15 protein-coding genes are annotated in these 19,833 nt (G+C 71.5%); 6 read left to right on the top strand and 9 right to left on the bottom strand.

Annotated features, from left to right (window positions below; genetic code table 11):
* Positions 1-171 precede the first annotated feature (171 nt).
* The 5 genes from BN12_RS14485 (at position 172) to BN12_RS14505 (ending at position 6,947) form a co-directional block, all read left to right on the top strand.
* On the top strand, positions 172-837 hold the full coding sequence (locus tag BN12_RS14485; RefSeq protein ID WP_083455012.1) for a response regulator transcription factor: 666 nt from the start codon (positions 172-174) through the stop codon (positions 835-837).
* A gap of 87 nt (positions 838-924) precedes the next feature.
* Positions 925-3,408, top strand: coding sequence for an ATP-binding protein (locus tag BN12_RS14490; protein ID WP_048553517.1), 2,484 nt, complete (start codon positions 925-927; stop codon positions 3,406-3,408).
* 222 nt (positions 3,409-3,630) lie between these two features.
* Positions 3,631-4,953 (top strand): DNA repair protein RadA, encoded by a 1,323-nt coding sequence (gene radA, locus BN12_RS14495; protein ID WP_048553519.1) that lies wholly within the window; start codon positions 3,631-3,633, stop codon positions 4,951-4,953.
* 39 nt (positions 4,954-4,992) lie between these two features.
* On the top strand, positions 4,993-6,066 hold the full coding sequence (gene disA, locus BN12_RS14500) for a DNA integrity scanning diadenylate cyclase DisA (protein WP_048553523.1): 1,074 nt from the start codon (positions 4,993-4,995) through the stop codon (positions 6,064-6,066).
* A 38-nt stretch (positions 6,067-6,104) separates the two neighbouring features.
* On the top strand, positions 6,105-6,947 hold the full coding sequence (locus BN12_RS14505) for an HhH-GPD family protein (protein ID WP_083454663.1): 843 nt from the start codon (positions 6,105-6,107) through the stop codon (positions 6,945-6,947).
* Positions 6,948-6,967: 20 nt separating this feature from the next.
* Here BN12_RS14505 and BN12_RS14510 read toward each other — a convergent pair whose 3' ends face one another.
* From BN12_RS14510 to BN12_RS14520, 3 genes are all read right to left on the bottom strand, one after another.
* Entirely contained in the window at positions 6,968-8,404 is a 1,437-nt protein-coding gene (locus BN12_RS14510; RefSeq protein WP_048553526.1) for a GntT/GntP/DsdX family permease, read from the bottom strand.
* Positions 8,401-8,973: a gluconokinase gene (locus BN12_RS14515; RefSeq protein WP_053080044.1), complete on the bottom strand. Its 573-nt coding sequence runs from the start codon at positions 8,971-8,973 to the stop codon at positions 8,401-8,403. The genes BN12_RS14510 and BN12_RS14515 overlap by 4 nt, the downstream gene beginning before the upstream one ends.
* Positions 8,974-9,066: 93 nt before the next feature.
* A complete protein-coding gene (locus BN12_RS14520; RefSeq protein WP_048553528.1) occupies positions 9,067-9,600 on the bottom strand; it encodes an amino-acid N-acetyltransferase in 534 nt (177 codons plus the stop codon).
* Between the two features lie 137 nt (positions 9,601-9,737).
* Here BN12_RS14520 and BN12_RS14525 point away from each other — a divergent pair, with 137 nt between their 5' ends.
* The gene (locus tag BN12_RS14525; protein ID WP_048553530.1) at positions 9,738-10,334 is read left to right on the top strand and encodes a hypothetical protein; all 597 of its coding nucleotides are present in this window, start codon (positions 9,738-9,740) and stop codon (positions 10,332-10,334) included.
* 87 nt (positions 10,335-10,421) lie between these two features.
* Here the strand turns inward: BN12_RS14525 and BN12_RS14530 are convergent, their stop codons facing one another.
* From BN12_RS14530 to BN12_RS14555, 6 genes are all read right to left on the bottom strand, one after another.
* Positions 10,422-12,947: an ATP-dependent Clp protease ATP-binding subunit gene (locus BN12_RS14530; protein WP_048553533.1), complete on the bottom strand. Its 2,526-nt coding sequence runs from the start codon at positions 12,945-12,947 to the stop codon at positions 10,422-10,424.
* Positions 12,948-13,756: 809 nt separating this feature from the next.
* Positions 13,757-14,275 carry a hypothetical protein gene (locus tag BN12_RS14535; RefSeq protein WP_048553535.1) on the bottom strand — a complete coding sequence of 173 codons (519 nt, stop codon included), beginning with the start codon at positions 14,273-14,275 and terminating at the stop codon, positions 13,757-13,759.
* Between the two features lie 118 nt (positions 14,276-14,393).
* Positions 14,394-15,221, bottom strand: coding sequence for an Fpg/Nei family DNA glycosylase (locus tag BN12_RS14540; RefSeq protein WP_048553536.1), 828 nt, complete (start codon positions 15,219-15,221; stop codon positions 14,394-14,396).
* A 70-nt stretch (positions 15,222-15,291) separates the two neighbouring features.
* The gene (locus BN12_RS14545) at positions 15,292-17,088 is read right to left on the bottom strand and encodes an SLC13 family permease (RefSeq protein ID WP_048553537.1); all 1,797 of its coding nucleotides are present in this window, start codon (positions 17,086-17,088) and stop codon (positions 15,292-15,294) included.
* A 21-nt stretch (positions 17,089-17,109) separates the two neighbouring features.
* Positions 17,110-18,774 carry an AbgT family transporter gene (locus BN12_RS14550; RefSeq protein WP_048553538.1) on the bottom strand — a complete coding sequence of 555 codons (1,665 nt, stop codon included), beginning with the start codon at positions 18,772-18,774 and terminating at the stop codon, positions 17,110-17,112.
* Positions 18,771-19,833: leucyl aminopeptidase family protein (locus tag BN12_RS14555; RefSeq protein ID WP_157635722.1), on the bottom strand; the 1,063-nt coding region annotated here is incomplete at its 5' end. The genes BN12_RS14550 and BN12_RS14555, both read right to left, overlap by 4 nt.

Raw genomic sequence — 19,833 nt, forward strand, 5'->3', positions numbered from 1 at the left:
CCCGACGGGCCGAGCCCGACGGTCCGAACCCGACGGTCCGAACCCGACGGTCCGAACCCGACGGTCCGAACCCGACGGTCCGAGCCCGAGACCGGGGCGCCGAAGGGCGGCGCGCCGGCGCCGCGCACCGGGCTCGGCCAGGAGACGGCACGACAGGGACGAGGTGGCGGGGTGGGACCGGACGGGAGCCTGCGGGTCGGCGCCGTCGACGACGCACCGGTCGTCCTCGCCGGGCTCGCGGCGAGCCTGCATACCGCCCATCCCGACATCCGCATCGTGACGGTCGCCCGCCACGTCGAGGAGCTGCTCGCGTCGACCGAGGCCGTCGACCTCGTCCTCCTCGACCTCGAGCTCCACGACGGGACGGATCCGGCGGACAACGTCACCCGGCTGACGGACCGCGACTGGCCGGTCCTCATCTTCACCCAGGACCTCCGCGGCCGCCTCGTCGCCCGTGCGTTCCGGGCCGGCGCGGCGGGGGTCCTGTCCAAGGGCGAGGACCTCGACGTCGTCGCGGAGGCGGTGCGCACGGTCGCCGCCGGCGAGCCGTTCCTGTCGCGGGAGTGGGCCGCCGTCGTCGCCGACGACTCCGCCCTGTCCGGACCGTTGCTCGCGCCTCGGGAGGTCGAGGCGGTGCGCCTCTATGCGGCGGGCATGAAGCTGGCGTCGGTCGCCCGGCGACTGGGCGTGACGGACGAGACGGTCCGGACCTACCTGCTGCGGGCCCGCCGCAAGTACGAGTCCGCCGGTCGTCCCGCATACACCAAGACCGACCTGTACATCCGTGCCGTCGAGGACGGCATGCTCCCTCCGCCCGGCTCACCGCCCGCATCCTGACCCCCGCGACTCGGTATCGTTCCCTCGTCCGGGGGCGGCCCACGCGGCAGGTCCCGACGGCGAGAGGACCGGGAGGGCTGCCTCGGCGTGCGCGCGACCTCGACGCAGACACCGCCGGATCTCGGGACCGGCGGGTCCATCACCGGGCTGCCGACGTCCGCCGACCTGCGGTGGGCGGATCCGGAGGACCAGCAGTGGGTCGACCGCCTCATCATCCGGGTGACGGCTGCCGTCATGGTGTTCACCTGGTGGCTCGTCCTCACCTCGCCGACGCTCCTCACCGGCCACTACCCGTGGGCCTACGAGGCGACCGGTCTCGGCCTCCTCGCGGCCTGGTATGCGGTGCTCGTCACCGCCGCCGTCCGCGGATCGGGGAACCTACGGATCCTCTGGCCGCTCCCGCCGCTCGTCCTCGTGCTCCTCGTCGGGATGCTCCTCGTCCCGACCGGCCCTCCCGCCCTCCAGGGACAGGTGTGGCTCACCCACCCGGCGACCATCGCCGTCAACATCGGCCTGCTCATCCTCCCCTGGCGCGTCGCACTGCCCCTCATCGTCTCGATCGCGACAGCGCTCACCCTCGTCCACTCCGAGTGGATGCACCTGCCGCAGGCCATCGCCCAGACGGCCGCCATCATGGTCGGTCCCTACGTCGTCTTCCTCATCTCCGGCCACCTCCTCGCGCGTCTGCTCCAGCTGCGCGCCGCGAGCGCGGACCGGGCGACCGCCGTGGTCCGGGCCCAGGAGTCCCGCCACCTCGCCGACCAGAAGGCCTACTGGGACCGGCTCATCCACGACCATGTCCTCGGGGCACTCGTCCTCGGACACCGGGCGACGACGGAGGAGTCGCTGGCCCACGCCCGCGACGCGGCGCGCGAGGCCCTCGCCTCCCTCGAGGCGCCGGCCGCGGCCCCGCCGCAGGACGACTGGGTCCGGCGGCTCGACCTCTTCGCCCGCTCACGCGGCCTCGTCCCGACGACCGTGGTCGTCGGGCTCTGGGCGCCGCCGGAGGTGTCCCGTGCCCTCGCCGCGGCAGGCCGCCAGGCGATCGAGAACGTCGCTCGGCACGCCGGCGTCACGGCCGTCCGGATCGGCGTCACCCAGTCGCCGGACTCCGTCGTCCTCACGATCGCCGACGACGGGCGCGGCTTCGACCTCGAGTCCGTCGAGTCGACGAGGATGGGCCTGAACGGCTCGATCCCGGGGCACGTCCACGCCGTCGGCGGGTCGATGCGGGTGACGAGCGCACCCGGGCACGGGACGACGGTCACGCTCGGGTGGGGTGGCCGCTCGTCCTCCGCGCCCAGGCTGCCGGTCCTCGCCTCCTCCCCCTGGCCGTCGCAGCAGCTCATCGTCCTCGTCTGGGCCGCGATCCACGGGACGCTCGGCGCCCTCTACCTCGACGGTGTGGTCCGTCCGTGGCTCTCGGCGTCCGGTGCCCTGCTCTACCTCGCCGGTCTCGCCGTCCTCCTCCTCGGGAGCTTCCGCCGGTTCGTGCCCGCGGTATGCGTGGGCCTCCTCGCGTCGTCGGTGCTGCTGGCCGCCGGGGCCGAGCCCATCGACGCGGCGGACGGCCGGCTGTGGTTCTGCGGCGCCCTGCTGCCCCTCGTCGTCGTCCTCATCCTCGTCGGCCGGGTGGTGTGGGGGATGGCCCTGGGGCTCGGCTCGGCCGTGCTCGTCACGGGGACCTGGCTCGCGCTCGGGGGCCCTCCCGCCGCCCAGGCCGCGGCGGTCGCGGCGCTCCAGCTCGTCGCGTTCCCGCTCGTCTGCCTGCTGCTCGGCGTCGCCCTCAACCGGACGGCCGGCCGCATCGCCCAGGCCGGCGAGGAGACGGCTCGGGAGCGCATCGCCGAGAGCGAGTCCGCAGCGCGGATCGCCGAGGGCGACCGACGGCGCGCGGCCCTCGACCGCGACGCGATCCCCCTCCTGCACCGGCTGCGGTCGGCGACCTCGTTGTCGAAGGAGGATCGCGAAGCGCTGCGCCTCGCCGAGGGCTCGACCCGCGACCTGCTCGTCGCCGCTCCCCTCGTCGACGATCGGGTGCGTCTGGCCGCGGCGGAGGCCCGCCGGCGCGGCGCGCGGGTCAGCCTGTCGGCCGAGGATGTCGACCCCGCCGCACCCATCCCGGGGACCTCCTCGAGGACCTCCTCGGATCGCGCTCCGAGGGTCTCGCCGGGACCCGCTCCGAGAGGTTCGTCGAGACCCGATTCGGGGTCCACATCCCGAGCCTCGTCGGGAGCCGCTTCGCGACCGGCCCCGGGGGCATCTTCGGGATCCCGTCCGGGGGCCTCGTCGCGAGCCGCCGCGTCGAACCGCGATCGGGCGCTCCTCTCCCTGCGGGAGGTCGTCGCGCTGCTGCTGCCCGCCTGCGGAGAGGGCAGCGAGATCGTCGTGCGGTGGCACCCCGGTTCGCGGCCCGAGACGGCCAGCGTCGTCCTCGACGCGCCGACCTGTCGCATTCCTCAGCCCGAGCTGTCACGCGCGCTCCGGCCCGTCCCCCACGAGCTCACCGTGACGGCCGACGACCTCTTCCTCCGACTCCTCGACGAGCCAGACCCCGGCCACCCCGGATGAGCCTCCGCCGCCATCGAGGTCCATCGTCGGACGCCGGCCCAGCAACCGGGCCCATCACCGCCAGGCGCCTGGCCATCTGGCACCCGATCGGGACCTGAGCGCCACCCCGCCCCCACCGAGCCACCTGGCCATCTGGCACCCGATCGGGGCCTGAGCACCACCCCGCCCCCACCGAGCCGTCTGGCCATCGTCGATGTCGGTGGGCGTCCGTACGGTGTCGCCATGAGCTCCAAGACCAGCCGCCCGAAGGCCGACTCCTATCGATGCACCGAGTGCGGCTGGACGACGATCAAGTGGGTCGGGCGGTGCGGCGAGTGCCAGGCCTGGGGCACGGTGACCGAGGTCGGCGCCGTGGCGGTCCGGACGACGGCGGCGGGGGTCGCGGAGTTCGACCGGGTCCTCGGCGGCGGCATCGTCCCGGGGGCCGTCGTCCTCGTCGCGGGCGAGCCGGGCATCGGCAAGTCCACGCTGCTCCTCGACGTCGCGGCCCGCTCCGCGCGGGCGGGCGACGGCCACGCCGTCCTCTACGTGAGCGGCGAGGAGTCGGCAGCCCAGGTCAAGGCCCGGGCCGAGCGCATCGAGGCGATGGCCCGCACCCTCTTCCTCGCCTCCGAGACCGATCTCGCGACCGTCCTCGGCCAGATCGAGACGGTGCGGCCCGAGCTCGTCGTCGTCGACTCCGTCCAGACCATCGCGAGCGGGTCCGTCGAGGGCGCGGCGGGCAACGTGTCCCAGGTCCGGGAGGTGGCGGCCGCGATCATCGCCGCCGCGAAGTCCCAGGGCATCGCCGTGCTCCTCGTCGGCCACGTGACCAAGGACGGCTCGATCGCCGGGCCGCGGGTCCTGGAGCATCTCGTCGACGTCGTCGTCGCCTTCGAGGGCGAGCGGCACTCCCGGCTGCGGCTCGTGCGCGCCGTGAAGAACCGCTTCGGGCCCACCGACGAGGTCGGCTGCTTCGACCTGTCCGACGTCGGCATCACCGGCCTCGACGACCCGAGCGGCCTGTTCCTCTCCCAGCGCGCGCAGCAGGTCCCGGGCACCTGCGTCACCGTCGCGCTCGAGGGCCGGCGGCCCCTGCTCACCGAGGTGCAGGCCCTCGTCGCCCCGAGCGCCGTCCAGACCCCCAGACGCGCGACGAGCGGACTCGACCCCGCGAGGGTCGGCATGGTCATCGCCGTCCTCACCCGCCGGGCCGGCGCCCCCCTCGCCGGCCAGGACGCCTACCTGTCGACCGTCGGCGGGGTCCGGGTGACCGAGCCCGCCGCCGACCTCGCCGTCGCGCTCTCGATGGCGAGCGCGATCCTCGACCGGCCGCTGCCGCCCGGCACCTTCGCCTTCGGGGAGGTCGGCCTGGCCGGTGAGGTCCGCCCGGTGACCGGGCCGCACCGACGGCTGGCCGAAGCGGCGCGCCTCGGGTTCACGACGGCATACGTGCCGATCGGGGTCCTCGGCGGCGGCCCGATCCCGGAGGGGCTGACCGTCGAGGAGGTGCCTGACGTCGAGACGGCCGTCCGCGACGCGGTGTGGGCGGGCGCCCGCGACTAGGATTCCCTGCGACGGCCCCCGCGGACAGAGGCAGGCAGCGTGCAGCAGAACGACGAGGAGCTCCTCCGCCACACGCTGGCGGCGGTCGCCCCCGGCACCGAGCTGCGCGACGGTCTGGAGCGGATCCTCCGCGGGCGCACCGGTGCACTCGTCGTCCTCGGCCACGACAAGGTCGTCGACGCGATCGCGACGGGAGGGTTCCCGCTCGACGTCGAGTTCTCCGCGACCCGGCTGCGCGAGCTGGCCAAGATGGACGGCGCCGTCGTCGTCGACCGCGACGTGACGCGGATCGTCCGGGCGGCCACCCAGCTGCTGCCCGACCCGACGATCGAGACGAGCGAGTCCGGCACCCGGCACCGCACCGCCGAGCGCGTCGCCAAGCAGACCGGATTCCCCGTCGTGTCGGTCAGCCAGTCGATGCGCATCGTCGCGCTCTACGTCGGGGGTCGGCGCGTCGTCCTCGAGGACTCCAGCCAGATCCTCTCCCGCGCCAACCAGGCGCTCCAGACGCTCGAGCGCTACAAGGCGCGCCTCGACGAGGTGACCGGCACCCTCTCCGCGCTGGAGATCGAGGACCTCGTCTCCGTGCGCGACGTCGCGAGCGTCCTCCAGCGGCTGGAGATGGTGCGCCGGATCAAGGACGAGATCTCCGACTACGTCCTCCAGCTCGGGGTCGACGGCCGGCTGCTCGCCCTCCAGCTCGAGGAGCTGACCGGCGGCCTCTCCAACGACCTCGACTGGGTCATCCGCGACTACGTCATCGAGGCGCGCGGCCTGTCCCCCGAGCAGGCGAACGCCGGCCTCGTCGCACTCGGCTCGACCGAGCTGCTCGACCTGTCGGCGGTCGCGAAGGCGGTCGGGTTCCTCGTCTTCGGCGACTCCCTCGACGCGACGGTGAGCCCGCTCGGCTACCGGCTGCTCTCGAAGGTCCCGAGGCTTCCCGGCGCCATCGTCGACCGGCTCGTCGGCCACTTCGGCAGCCTGCAGAAGCTTCTCGCCGCCGGCGTCGAGGACCTCATGGACGTCGACGGCGTCGGCGAGGGCCGGGCCCGCCTCGTGCGGGAGGGGCTGTCCCGACTCGCCGAGACGAGCATCCTGGAGAGGTACGTCTGAGCCCGATACCCGATCCGGCCCGCCTCCACGAGCCGATCATGAGCTGGTATGCCGCGCACGGCCGTGATCTGCCGTGGCGCCGGCCCGAGTGCTCGCCGTGGGGCGTCCTCGTCTGCGAGGTCATGGCCCAGCAGACGCCGCTCGCCCGCGTCGAGCCGGTGTGGCATGCGTGGATGCGGCGCTGGCCCACCCCGGCCGACCTTGCGTCCGCGCCGCCCGGCGACGCGGTGCGGGCCTGGGGCCGGCTCGGGTACCCGCGGCGGGCGCTCCGTCTCCACGAGGCGGCTCGCGCCATCGTCGAGCGCCACGCCGGCGACGTGCCGAGCACGGAGGAGGACCTCCTCGCACTCCCCGGGATCGGTGCCTACACCGCCGCCGCCGTGCGGGCGTTCGCCTTCGGCGGGCATGCCACCGTCGTCGACACGAACGTCCGCCGGGTCCTGGCGCGCACGCTCCTCGGCGAGCCGCTCGCCGCCCCGGCCCTCACGGCCGCGGAGCGACGGCTCGCCGAGTCCGCCGTCCCGGCCGGGCACCGGGAGGCAGCCGTCTGGAACGTCGCCGTCATGGAGCTCGGGGCCCTCGTGTGCACCGCGCGCGGTCCGGTATGCGACCGCTGCCCCGTCGCCGACCGGTGCGCCTGGCGCCTCGCCGGCCACCCCGCATACGACGGCCCGAAGCGCCGCGGGCAGGCCTACGAGGGCACCGACCGCCAGGTCCGCGGCCGCATCCTCGCCCGGCTGCGGGAGACCGAGGAGGTGCCTCGCCCCGACCTCGACGACTGCGCGCCCGAGCAGGGGACCGTCGACCGCTGCCTCGACGGGCTCGTGGCCGACGGCCTCGTCGAGCCGCTGGCCGACGGGCGCTTCCGGCTGCCGGCCTGAGGACCCGCCACCGCCCCGATCTAGACGACGAGGTTGAGCAGCAGCACGCAGATGAGGCCGACGACGGAGATGACCGTCTCCATGACCGACCACGACTTGATCGTCTGGCCGACGGTCAGCCCGAAGTACTCCTTGACGAGCCAGAACCCGGCGTCGTTGACGTGGCTGAAGAACAGCGACCCGGCGCCGATGGCGAGGACGAGGAGGGCCAGCTGGTTGGAGCCCATGTCGGAGGCCAGCGGGGCGACGATGCCAGCGGCGGTGATCGTCGCGACGGTCGCCGACCCGGTCGCGAGCCGGATGCCGACGGCGACGAGCCAGCCGAGGACGAGGGCGGAGATGCCGGCGTTCTTGGCCATGTCGCCGATGACGTTGCCGACACCCGCGTCGACGAGCATCTGCTTGAAGCCCCCGCCGGCGGCGACGATGAGCATGATGCCCGCGATGGCGGGCAGGGCGCCGCCGACGGTCTTCTCGACCTGGTTGCGGTTCATCCCGGAGCGGTAGCCGAGCAGGATCATCCCGGCGAGCACCGCGAGGAGCAGGGCGACGGTCGGCTCGCCGATCCACGTGAAGAAGGTCCGCAGCCCGTTGTTCTCGTCGAGGGTCAGCTCGGTGATGGCCCGCGCGAGCATGAGGACGACAGGAAGGAGGATGCAGAAGAGGGCGGCGCCGAAGCTCGCCTTCCGAGGCAGCTGGGGGGCATCGGGCATCTGGATCTCGACAGAGGCTTCGGATCCGCCGACTCCGGGTGCGATCGGCGCCTTGACGTGGACGATCGGGTCGATGACCCTCGCGAGGAGCGGGCCGGAGATGACGAGGGTCGGGATCGCGACGATGAGGCCGTACATGAGGACGAGGCCGACGTCGGCGTTGAGGTTGGCGATCGCCGCGAGCGGTCCGGGGTGGGGCGGGATGAACCCGTGGAGGACGGACAGGCCGGCAAGGGCGGGGATCCCGACCTTCATGAGCGAGATGTCGAACTTGCGCGCCACCATGAGGACGATGGGGATGAGCAGGACGACGCCGATCTCGAAGAACAGCGGGATGCCGAGGATCGCGGCGATGAGCGCCATGGCCCACGGCAGCTTGTTCGCCGAGACGTTGCCGACGATGCGGTCGACGATCTGCTCCGCGCCGCCGGAGTCGGTGAGGAGCTTGCCGACCATGGCGCCGAGGGCGATGAGGAGGCCGACGGCGCCCATCGTGCTGCCGAAGCCCTTGACGAAGCTGTTGAGGATGTCCTCCGGACCGACCGAGGCGACGACCCCGAGTGCCGCCGTTCCGAGCATGAGGCCGAGGAACGGATGCAGCTTGGCCCAGGTGATCGTGAGGACGACGACCGCGATCCCGACCGCTGCGGCGATGAGCAGCTGGGTGTTCCCCGCGTCGGTGATCTTGTCGGCGGTCACGAGGCCCGCGATCCCCGGCGCTCCGGAGAGTGCGTATGTCGTCATGCGCGGTGTCCTTCCTCATCGTCGGCAGGGGGTGTGAGGCGGAGGGCGTCCATCGCGCGAGCGAGGACCTGGGCGGCGGATCCCTCGACGGAGCAGACGACGCTGCCCGCCGCGAGCTCGTCGTCGTCGAGGGGCTCGAGCGTGTCGTACTGGCTGTGCAGGAGCGAGGTCGGCATGTAGTGGCCCTGCCGGTGCGAGAGCCGGTCGCCGACGAGGTCCTCGCTCGCGGCGAGGTGGAGGAAGCGGACGGCGGGGTCGGCGTCACGCAGGACGTCGCGGTAGCGACGCCGCAGCGCCGAGCAGGTGACGACGGCGTTGTTCCCCGCCTGGACCTCCTCGCGCATCCAGTCGGCGATGAGGGCCAGCCACGGCCACCGGTCCTCGTCGGTGAGCGGTATGCCGTTGCTCATCTTGTCGATGTTGGCCTGCGGGTGGAACGCGTCGCCCTCGGCGAAGGTCCACCCCATGAGCGTCGAGATGCCTTTGGCGATCGTCGACTTGCCGACTCCCGACACACCCATGACGACGACGATGTCGGCTCCTGGTGCTGTGGGCGGCTCCGGCGACATGACCCTGACCCTATTGCCACGACGACCCCTCGCGCGACGCTCTGCCCACGGCGTGGCGCCACCGTGTTCCGCGGACCCGAGGCACCGACCTCGTCACAGGGTGCGCAGCATCCTGGTGTTCCCCAGGGTGTTCGGCTTGACGCGCTCGAGGTCGAGGAACTCGGCGACGCCTTCGTCGTAGGACCGCAGCAGCTCGGCATACACCTCGGGGTCGACGGCCCGGCCCTCGATGACCTCGAACCCGTGCCGGCCGAAGAACGCCGTCTCGAAGGTGAGGCAGAAGACCCGGCCGATGCCGAGGTCCCGGGCGTCGTCGAGGAGGGCCGCGAGGAGCACGGAGCCGACGCCGTGGCCGAGGTGCTCGGGGGAGACGGCGAGGGTGCGCACCTCGGCGAGGTCCTCCCACATGACGTGGAGCGCGCCGCAGCCGACCACGACGTCGTCGACGACGGCGACCCGGAACTGTTGCAACGACTCGAAATACGCCACAGCGTCCTTGGCGACCAGCACGCGTCGCTCCGCGAGCGGACGGACCAGCTCCCGGATGGCACGGACGTCGGAGGTCACGGCCCGCCGCACGACGACGTGCGCGGACTCCTCCCCGGATGCGGATGACACGGCCGTCATCGTATGCGGCGTGTGACGCACCAGACGCACGATCCCTCCGCTCGTGTCGCTACTACTACCCAACGTAGTAGTAATGTGTTCCTCAGGAGCCCCGGACAACCCCACAGCCAGGGCACTCACGAGGAGGAACACCGCACATGCGCAGCACCATCGACAAGATCTTCTCATCCATCGGACTCGTCCTCGCCGGAGTCCTCGTCGTCGCCGCCGGCCTGCTCTTCTGGGCCAGCACGTTCATCGGCAACGAGGTCAAGAGCCAGCTCACCGCCCAGGACATCACGATGCCGACGGCCGCGGCCCTCACGACGCAGGCGCAGAAGGACGCGCTCCTGCAGTACGCCGGCACCAAGCTCGACAGCGGCCCCAAGGCCAAGGCATACGCCGACCACTTCATCCTCGTCCACATGAACGAGTCCTCCGGTGGCAAGACGTACTCCCAGGTGAGCAGCGAGTACATGGCTGCGGCGAAGTCGGCCCCGAACGCCGCCTCCACCCAGCAGCTCGGTGAGCTCCGTCAGACGCTCTTCATGGGCAACACCCTTCGCGGACTGCTCCTCTACGGCTACGCCTTCGCCACGATCGGCCTGATCGCCGGTTACGCCGCTTGGGCCGCCCTCGCCGCCGCCGTCCTGTTCCTCATCCTCGGCTTCCTCGGCCTGCGGCACTCCAAGGTCGCGGCCGCCACGCAGGCTGAGCCCGCGCCGAGCCCGAAGGCGCCGGTCGCCACCGCCTGAACGAAGACACCTCAGGTATGCCGAGGGCCCCGGCTCCCTTCACGGGAACCGGGGCCCTTCGGCATACCCGTCGGGCGGACGCGACCGTCACTCCGCGGCGGCGTCCCCGCTGCCGCTCGCGACGAGCGGGACCTCGATGGCGTGGGCGTGCGGGGTGCCCTCGAAGGTGAAGGTCGCCTCCTTGCCCTCGCCCTCGACCCCGACGGCGACGATCTCGCCCGACTTCAGCTCGCCGTAGAGGATCTTCTCCGAGAGCACGTCCTCGATCTCGCGCTGGATCGTCCGGCGGAGCGGGCGAGCCCCGAGGACGGGGTCGTAGCCCTTCTTGGCGAGGAGCTGCTTCGCCTCGATCCGCAGCTCGATGCCCATGTCCTTGTCCTTGAGCCGCTTGTCGAGCTTGGCGATCTCGAGGTCGACGATGGCGACGATCTCCTCCTGCGTGAGCTGGGGGAAGACGATCGTGTCATCGACGCGGTTGAGGAACTCGGGCCGGAAGTGCTGCTTCAGCTCGTCGGTGACCTTGGCCTTCATCCGGTCGTAGTCGCTGCGGCTGTCGGGGCCGGCCGTGAAGCCGAGGGAGCCCTTGGAGATGTCGCGCGTCCCGAGGTTCGTCGTCATGATGATGACGGTGTTCTTGAAGTCGACCATCCGACCCTGGGAGTCGGTGAGCCGGCCGTCCTCGAGAACCTGCAGGAGGCTGTTGAAGATCTCCGGGTGGGCCTTCTCGACCTCGTCGAAGAGGACGACGGAGAACGGGCGGCGCCGGACCTTCTCGGTGAGCTGGCCGCCCTCCTCGTACCCGACGTAGCCGGGAGGCGAGCCGAACAGCCGCGAGACGGTGTGCTTCTCGCTGTACTCCGACATGTCGAGCTGGATGAGTGCGTCCTCGTCGCCGAAGAGGAACTCCGCGAGCGTCTTGGCCAGCTCGGTCTTGCCGACGCCCGTGGGTCCGGCGAAGATGAACGACCCACCGGGACGGCGCGGGTCCTTCAGGCCGGCCCGGGTGCGGCGGATGGCCTGCGACAGCGCCTTGATGGCGTCGTCCATGCCGACGACCCGCTTGTGCAGCTCGTCCTCCATGTGGAGCAGCCGCGAGGACTCCTCCTCGGTGAGCTTGAAGACCGGGATCCCCGTGGACGCCGCGAGCACCTCGGCGATGAGCTCCTCGTCGACCTCGGCGATGACGTCCATGTCGCCGGCCTTCCATTCGCCCTCGCGAGCGGCCTTCTCGGCGCGCAGGCGCTTCTCGTCGTCGCGCAGGCGCGCGGCCTTCTCGAAGTCCTGCCCGTCGATCGCGGACTCCTTCTCGCGGACGAGCGCGCCGATCTTCTCGTCGAACTCGCGCAGGTCCGGCGGCGCCGTCATCCGGCGGATGCGCAGCCGCGCGCCCGCCTCGTCGATGAGGTCGATCGCCTTGTCGGGGAGGAAGCGGTCGTTGACGTAGCGGTCGGCGAGGTTCGCCGCGCTGACGAGGGCACCGTCGGTGATGGACACCCGGTGGTGCGCTTCGTACCGGTCGCGCAGACCCTTGAGGATCTCGATGGTGTGCGCGAGCGTCGGCTCGGCGACCTGGATGGGCTGGAACCGCCGCTCGAGCGCGGAGTCCTTCTCGATGTACTTGCGGTACTCGTCGAGCGTCGTCGCGCCGATCGTCTGGAGCTCACCCCGGGCCAGCATCGGCTTGAGGATGCTCGCCGCGTCGATGGCGCCCTCGGCGGCACCGGCCCCGACGAGGGTGTGGATCTCGTCGATGAACAGGATGATGTCGCCGCGGGTGCGGATCTCCTTGAGGACCTTCTTCAGCCGCTCCTCGAAGTCGCCGCGGTAGCGGCTGCCGGCGACGAGCGCGCCGAGGTCGAGGGTGTAGAGCTGCTTCTCCTTGAGCGTCTCGGGGACCTCGCCCCGGACGACGTCCTGGGCCAGGCCCTCGACGACGGCCGTCTTGCCGACGCCGGGCTCCCCGATGAGGACAGGGTTGTTCTTCGTCCGGCGGGACAGCACCTGCATGACCCGCTCGATCTCCTTCTCCCGGCCGATGACGGGGTCGAGCTTGCCCTCTCTCGCGGCCTGGGTGAGGTTCCTCCCGAACTGGTCGAGGACGAGCGAGCCGGCCGGCGTGCCCTCGGCGGGCGCACCCTGGCTCCCCGTCGGGCCACCCGCGGCGCCCTCCTTGCCCTGGTAGCCGGAGATGAGCTGGATGACCTGCTGGCGCACGCGGTTGAGGTCCGCGCCGAGCTTGACGAGGACCTGCGCGGCGACACCTTCACCCTCCCGGATGAGCCCGAGGAGGATGTGCTCCGTGCCGATGTAGTTGTGGCCCAGTTGGAGGGCCTCACGCAGGCTGAGCTCGAGAACCTTCTTGGCGCGCGGCGTGAACGGGATGTGCCCCGACGGCGCCTGCTGGCCCTGCCCGATGATCTCCTGGACCTGCGCCCGGACGGACTCCAGCGAGATGTCGAGGCTCTCCAGCGCCTTGCTCGCGACGCCCTCACCCTCGTGGATCAGGCCGAGCAGGATGTGCTCGGTCCCGATGTAGTTGTGGTTGAGCATGCGCGCCTCTTCCTGGGCGAGCACGACGACGCGACGCGCGCGGTCGGTGAACCGTTCGAACATGTCCTGCTCCTGACTCTCGAGTCACCCTCGATGCTATCCGCCGAGTCTGGGGTGCGCTGGTTACGTTCCGGTTTCCGGAAGGATCCCCCAGCTCGGCGCTCGGACCGTCCAACGCCCCGGTGGGCGTCGCCTGTTCCCGGTCCGAGACGGTTGCGGCGGCTGTTCGCCCTCGGCATAAGGACGGCATACGACCCGTATGCCTATTCCTCGCCTCTCGCCCGCCCGCCGCCCCCCACCTCCGGCAGGTGCGGGCTTTCCGTGGTCGCGGCGTCGATCCGACCACGACAACCCCGCACCTGCCGACTTGTCGCGGTCGGAGGCGCGCCGGGGCGACATCTTCTCGGCACGTGCGGAGACCGACCTGCGGCAGGTGCGGGCTTTCCGTGGTCCGCCGACGCGTCGACGGCTTGTGGGGAAGCTGGATTGCGCTATAGCTCTGGCCAGCTTCCCCACAAGGACGCCGGAGCCGCGGCCGGCGCTGACGACCACGACAACCCCGCACGTGCCGACTCGTCGCTGTCCGGGGGCGCTGGGGCGACATCTTCTCGGCACGTGCGGAGACCGACCTGCGGCAGGTGCGGGCTTTCCGTGGTCGCGGCGTCGATCCGACCACGACAACCCCGCACGTGCCGACTTGTCGCTGTCGGAGGCGCGCTCGGGCGACATCTTCTCGGCACGTGCGGACACCGACCTGCGGCAGGTGTGAGGTTTCCCTGGTCGCGGCGTCGATCCGACCAGGACAACCCCGCACCTGCCGAGAGGAGGGAGGGTATGCCGGCGGACGGACGGCCGTGGCGACGCGGCCACGATCAGGCGGCGGGACCCTTCTGACGGACCTCTTCGACGTGGGTCATCGCCTCGCGGAGCTCGGCGAGCCACGTCTCGGACCGCTCACCGACGAGGCGCACGCACCAGGCGAGCGCCTCCGAGCGGGACCGGGCGACGCCGGCCTCGACAAGGGTGTCGAGGACCTGCCGCTCGGGCTGCCGCAGCCGGGTCATCACCGGGGCGGCGAGGTGGGTGAAGAGGACCTCGTCCCCCTCGGCGCCGACCCGCACACCCCACGACACCTTGCGGCCGGAGAGGTGCTCCAGCTCGCGGGCGATCTCGATGCGGCGCTCGCGGGTGTCCTCGCGGAACCCCTTGACCCGGCCGCTCGCGGCGACGACCCGCTCGGTGTCGTCGGCGTCCTCGGGGAGGTCGGGCTCGCTGAGCGTCCCGACGATGACGAGCTCGTCCTTGTCGCGGCGCACCTCGACGGGCCCGGTGAACCAGTCCTGCGGCAGCCGGCCGGCGAGCCAGGCTTCTGCCGTTGTTCGTGTAGTCATGTAATTAAGATTACACGATGCGTCCTACCTCCTATCAGGAGGCAGCAGCGGTGGACGCCATCCCCGATCGGGTGAGGTGTCTCCAGGCGAGCCGACGGATGGTCGGGGGCGTACGGCGTCAGCCGCGGCGCTGACAGTTGCCGCACCAGAACAGGTTGCGGCCCGCCACGACCTGCGTGCGGATCCGCGAACCGCAGCGCAGGCAGGGCTCGCCGGCGCGCTTGTAGACGTAGGACTCCCGCCAGTCCTGGGTGACGTCCTCGCCGGCGGCGAGGCGCAGCTCGACGTCCTCGACCTGGTCCTCGATCGTCACGATCCGGCTCGTCGCGACCCCGAGGGGCAGGAGCCGGACCAGGTCGTCCCAGACGGCCCGCCAGGACCTGGACGTCAGCTGCTGCCCGGGGCGGAGGGGGCGGACCCGGTTCCGGAAGAGCACCTCCGACCGGTAGACGTTGCCGACCCCCGCGACGACGGACTGGTCCATGAGCAGCTCGGCGATCGGCTTGCGGCTGCGCTGGATGCGGGTCAGCGCCCGGTCGGGGTCGGCGTCCGGCCGCAGCGGGTCGGGCCCGAGCGTGGCGGTGATCGCCTCGACCCGGTCGGGCGTCACGAGCTCGCACACCATGGGACCGCGGAGGTCGGCGACGTGGTCGTCGGTCCGCAGCCGCAGCCGGACCTGACCGACGACAGGCACCTCCCCGACATACGCGCTCTCGTCGATGGTGAAGGTGCCGATCAGGCCGAGGTGCACCGAGAGCCAGAGGTCGCCCTCGAACTCGGCGAACAGGTGCTTGCCCCACGACTCGGCATGGTCGAACCGCCGCCCGGACAGCAGCGCCGCGCTCTCGGCGAACCGTCCCTGGGGGCTCGTCACGACGGGGTGCGTCCCGGCGAAGGCCGCCGTGAGGTCGCGGGCGATGCGGTGCAGGGTGTGGCCCTCTGGCATACGGCCATCCTGCCGGTCGCGACGACCCGGACGCCCAGGTGGGTGCCCACGACCGCCGACCGCAGAGGACTCAGAGGCTCCAGACGAGCGGGACGATCGCCATGGCGACGAGGAACCACCACACCATGACGGGCAGTCCGAGCCGCCAGTAGTCCCCGAACCGGTACCCCCCGGGTGCCATGACCATGAGGTTGCCGGGCGTCGCGATCGGCGTGAGGAGCGCCGCCGACCCGGCGACGGCGACGACCATGAGGAGCGGCTTGACGGACATCCCGGTCGAGGCGGCGGCGGACACGGCGATGGGGACGACGACGAGGACGGTCGCCGTGTTGCTCACGACCTGCCCGAGGACCGCCGTGAGGAGGAAGATGGCGATGAGGAGGAGCCGGGGCCGGCCCTCCCCCACCGCGTCGATGATGAGGTCGGAGATCCGGTCGGCGGCGCCGCTGCTCCGGATCGCCGTCGACAGCGGGATGAGCGCTCCGACGAGGACGACGGTCTCCCAGGAGACCGCCCGGTAGGCCTGCGGCACGGTGACGACGCGGGCGAGGATCATCAGCGTCGCGCCGACGAGCCCGGCGATGGCGGGTGGGACCTGGCCGGAGGCGAGCATCGCGACGACGACCGCGAGGACGAGGACCGCGCGCGTCGCCCGGGGGCCCCAGGGAACCGCCTGCCGGCGCACCCGTCCCGGCGAGTCGACGAGGAGGACGTCGCGGTCCCGGCTCAGCTGGTCGAGGGCCGACCAGCGGCCGTGGAGGAGGATCGCGTCGCCCTCGGCGAGCGCGGCCGGCCCCTCGCCGAGATCCTTCCCGAGCCGTTGGACGGCGAGGATGACCAGCTCGTGGTCGCGCTTCTGGCCGGGATAGACCTCCTCGCCGACGAGTCGGGACCGCGGCGGGACGACGACCTCGGCCACACCGGCCTCCCTCGTCAGCAGCTCCGTCGCGTCGGCCGACCCGGTCATGCTGACGGCCAGGCCGCGGTCGACGACGAACCGGCTCACCTCGCCCGGCGGCCCCGTCACGACAAGGACGTCGTCGTCGTGGATGACGTCCGTGACGGGGTAGCCCTCCGGGGTCTGGACCCCGACGACCTGGATGCCGGGATGCCCGTCGAGGTCGACCGCCCGGGCCGACGACCCGATGAGGCTGGACCGCGACCGCACCCGGAGGCGGTAGAAGCCGTCCGTCAGCCGGTAGTGCGCCTCGATGGTCTCGGCGTGGCGCCCGAGGTCCGGAGGCGTGTGCTCGGGCGTCGTCGCGGGCAGGACCCGCGGCGCGAGGAGCGCACCGATGGCGACCGTCCCGGCGAGGAGCGGGATGCCGAGGAGGGTGAAGGAGAAGAACGGGAAGGGGCCGGCACCGGCGTGCTGTGCCGCCTCCGACACGATGACGTTGACGGGGCTGCTCATGAGCATGAGGAGCCCGCCCGCGCTGCCGGCGAAGACGACGGGCATGAGCAGCTGCGAGGGCGAGCGGCCGATCCGCTGCGCGACGACGACGACGAGGGGCAGCAGCGCGGCGACGGCGCCGTTGAGGGTGATGAAGGACGTGAGGACCGCGGCGAGGAGGCCGAGAGCGACGAGCAGACGGACGTATGCCGTGCCGGCCCGGGCGAGGATCTGCTGGCCGGCCCACGTCGTCACCCCCGTCGAGTCGATGCCCTCGCTGACGATGAAGAGCGTCGCGATGAAGATGACGACGGGGTCGCCGAACCCCGCGACCGCCTCATCCGTCGTGACGAGCCCGGTGGCCCAGAGGCCGAGGGCCGCCAGGATCGCCACGACGCTGACGGGCAGCCGGTTCCACACGAAGAGGACGACGACGACCCCGAGGACGACGAGCGCCGTCGTGGCGTCATCCATGGGTTGCGGACGGCACCGCTGCTACCCGAGATGGACGGGCGCGCCCGGACCCCACGGGATCCCGATGACGTACCAGAGGACGAAGAAGATGATCCACATGACGAGGACGACGACGGTGTAGGGCAGCATGATCGACACGACCGTCCCCATGCCGGAGCTCGCGCGGTAGCGCTGGCACAGCAGGATGATGAACGGCAGGTAGACCATGAGCGGCGTCACGACGTTCATCGGCCCGTCCCCGACCCGGTATGCCGCGATGAGGGTCTGCGGGGCGATGCCGAGGTTGTAGAAGAGGGGGACGAAGATCGGCGCCATGATCGCCCACTTGGGGATGACGCCCGGCATGATGAGGTCGATGACGAAGGTCAGCAGGACGAAGCCGATGAGCAGGGGCAGCGGACCGATGCTGGCCCTGCCGAGCAGATCGGCCAGCGACGTGGCCGCGAGCGTCGACATGTTGGAGTAGTTGAAGAACGAGATGAACTGGGCGATGAGCAGCATGAGGAAGATGAGCCCGCCCAGGCCGTTGAACGTCTTGGTGATCGCACCGATGACGTTGTTGCTGCCGACGAGGCTGCCGGCGCCCTTGCCGTAGCCGAGTCCGGCGGCGAGGAAGAGCATCGAGATGATGAACAGCAGGCTGCTCATGAACGGCGAGTTCCCGAAGATCTCGCCCGTCTCGGGGTTGCGCAGCGGGGCGTTCGGCAGCGCCGTGAGGAGCACGACGATGACGACGGCGACGAGGGTGTAGATCCCGGCCAGCTTCAGTCCGCGGCCCTCGTGGACCAGCTCGTCGCCCGTCGGGACGTGGTCGGCCGGCGCGTCGGCGGCCCGCTCCGAGGGGTCCCACGTGCCGAGGCGCGGCTCGACGTACCGCTCGGTGAGGACCGTCATGACGATGGCCGTGAAGATCGTCGAGGCGATGGCGAAGAAGAAGTTGTGGGTGACGTTGAGCGGGGGTGCGTTCGGCGCGACGCCGTGCATGATCTCGTTCGTCACCTCGGTGATGATCCCGTCGGCCGGGGTGATGAGGATGTTGACGAAGAACGAGGCGCTGACACCGGCATACGCCGCGGCGATCCCGGCCAACGGGTGCCGGCCGAGGCTGACGAACGCCGCGGCCCCCAGCGGGATGAGGACGAGGTAGCCGGCATCGGACGCGACGCTGGAGATCCCGCCGAGGAGCACGATGATGAAGGTGATCGCCCCTGGCGGCGCCACCTGCACCATCTTGCGGATGAGGGCCGCGATGAGCCCGGCCTCCTCGGCGACACCGACGCCGATCATCGCGACGAGGATGACCGCGACGACGCCGAAGTCGTTGAAGTTCTGGACGACCATCGTGAACATGTGGGCGACACCGTCGCGCGAGAGGAGGCTCTCGGCCTTGATCGTCTCGGTGTGCACCTCGTAGTGGGGCTCGGCCTCCGCCGGTTCGCGCTCGATCGAGGGATAGGTCGACCCGACGCCGTCCTCCTGCTGGACGACGGACGTGCCGGTCGGCTCCGCGACCTCCGTCGTCACGCTGACGCCGAAGGCGGACAGGATGGCCGACAGGACGATGACGATGACGATGAGCCCGAGGAAGATCATCGCCGGGTTGGGGATCTTGTTCCCCACCCTCTCGATCCAGCCGAGGAAACCGCCCCCGCCCTGCTCCTCGGTCTCGGCGACGGCGTCGCTCATCGGTCGCTCCCCGTGGGAATCGTGAAGTGCGTGGCCAATTCGATGAGCAGCTTGGCGCCGAAGCCGCTCGCCCCCTTGTTGCGCCAGGTCCGCACGGCGGGCTGCTGCGCCGTCCCGGCGATGTCGACGTGGGCCCACGGTATGCCGCCGACGAACTCCTCGAGGAAGAGCGCGGCGGTGATCGACCCGGCGTTGACACCGCCCATGTTCGTGAGGTCGGCGATGCTCGAGTCGAGCTGCGCGCGATAGGGGCGGTGGAGGGGCAGCTCCCACACCGGCTCGTCCGCCGCCTCGCCGGCCGCCGACAGCTGGTCGATGACGTCGGCACTGTTGCCCATGACGCCGGCGATCTCGACGCCGAGCGTCCGCAGGCACGCGCCGGTGAGCGTCGCGATGTCGACGATGGCGTCGGCCTCGTCCTCGACGGACAGGCAGAGCCCGTCGGCCATGACGAGCCGGCCCTCGGCGTCGGTGTTGAGGACCTCGACCGTCGTGCCGTTGCGCATCGTGAGGATGTCGCCGAGCTTCATCGCGCTGCCCGAGGGCATGTTGTCGGTGCAGCACAGGTATCCCGTGACGGCTGCGCGGCAGCCGAGGGCCTGCAGCGCGGTCATGGCGCCGAGGATGGCCGCCGCGCCGGTCATGTCGTTCTTCATCTGCGCGTGCGACTCGTCGCTCGGCTTGAGGCTGATGCCTCCCGAGTCGTACATGACCCCCTTGCCGACGAGGGCGAGGTGACCGATCGGGTTCTCCGGCGAGTAGCGGAGCCGGACGAGGCGCGGCTCGTCGACGCTGCCGAGGTTGACCCCGAGGATGCCCCCGCAGCCCATCTCGATGAGCTGCTGCTCGTCGAAGACCTCGACCTCGAGGCCGGCGTCCGGGCCGAGCTCCGCGGCGACCTCGGCCATCCGTGCGGCCGACAGGGTCGTCGCCGGGCAGTTCGCGAGATCGCGGCTGATCGCCGCGGCCCGGGCGACGACCTCGCCGCGCTCGGCACCCGCGCGCGCCTCGTCGGCGACCGCCTCGGGGGCGACGATGGTGAGGGCGGTCAGGGTCGGC

The organism is Nostocoides japonicum T1-X7 (assembly GCF_001046855.1).
Classification (GTDB): Bacteria; Actinomycetota; Actinomycetes; order Actinomycetales; family Dermatophilaceae; genus Nostocoides; species Nostocoides japonicum.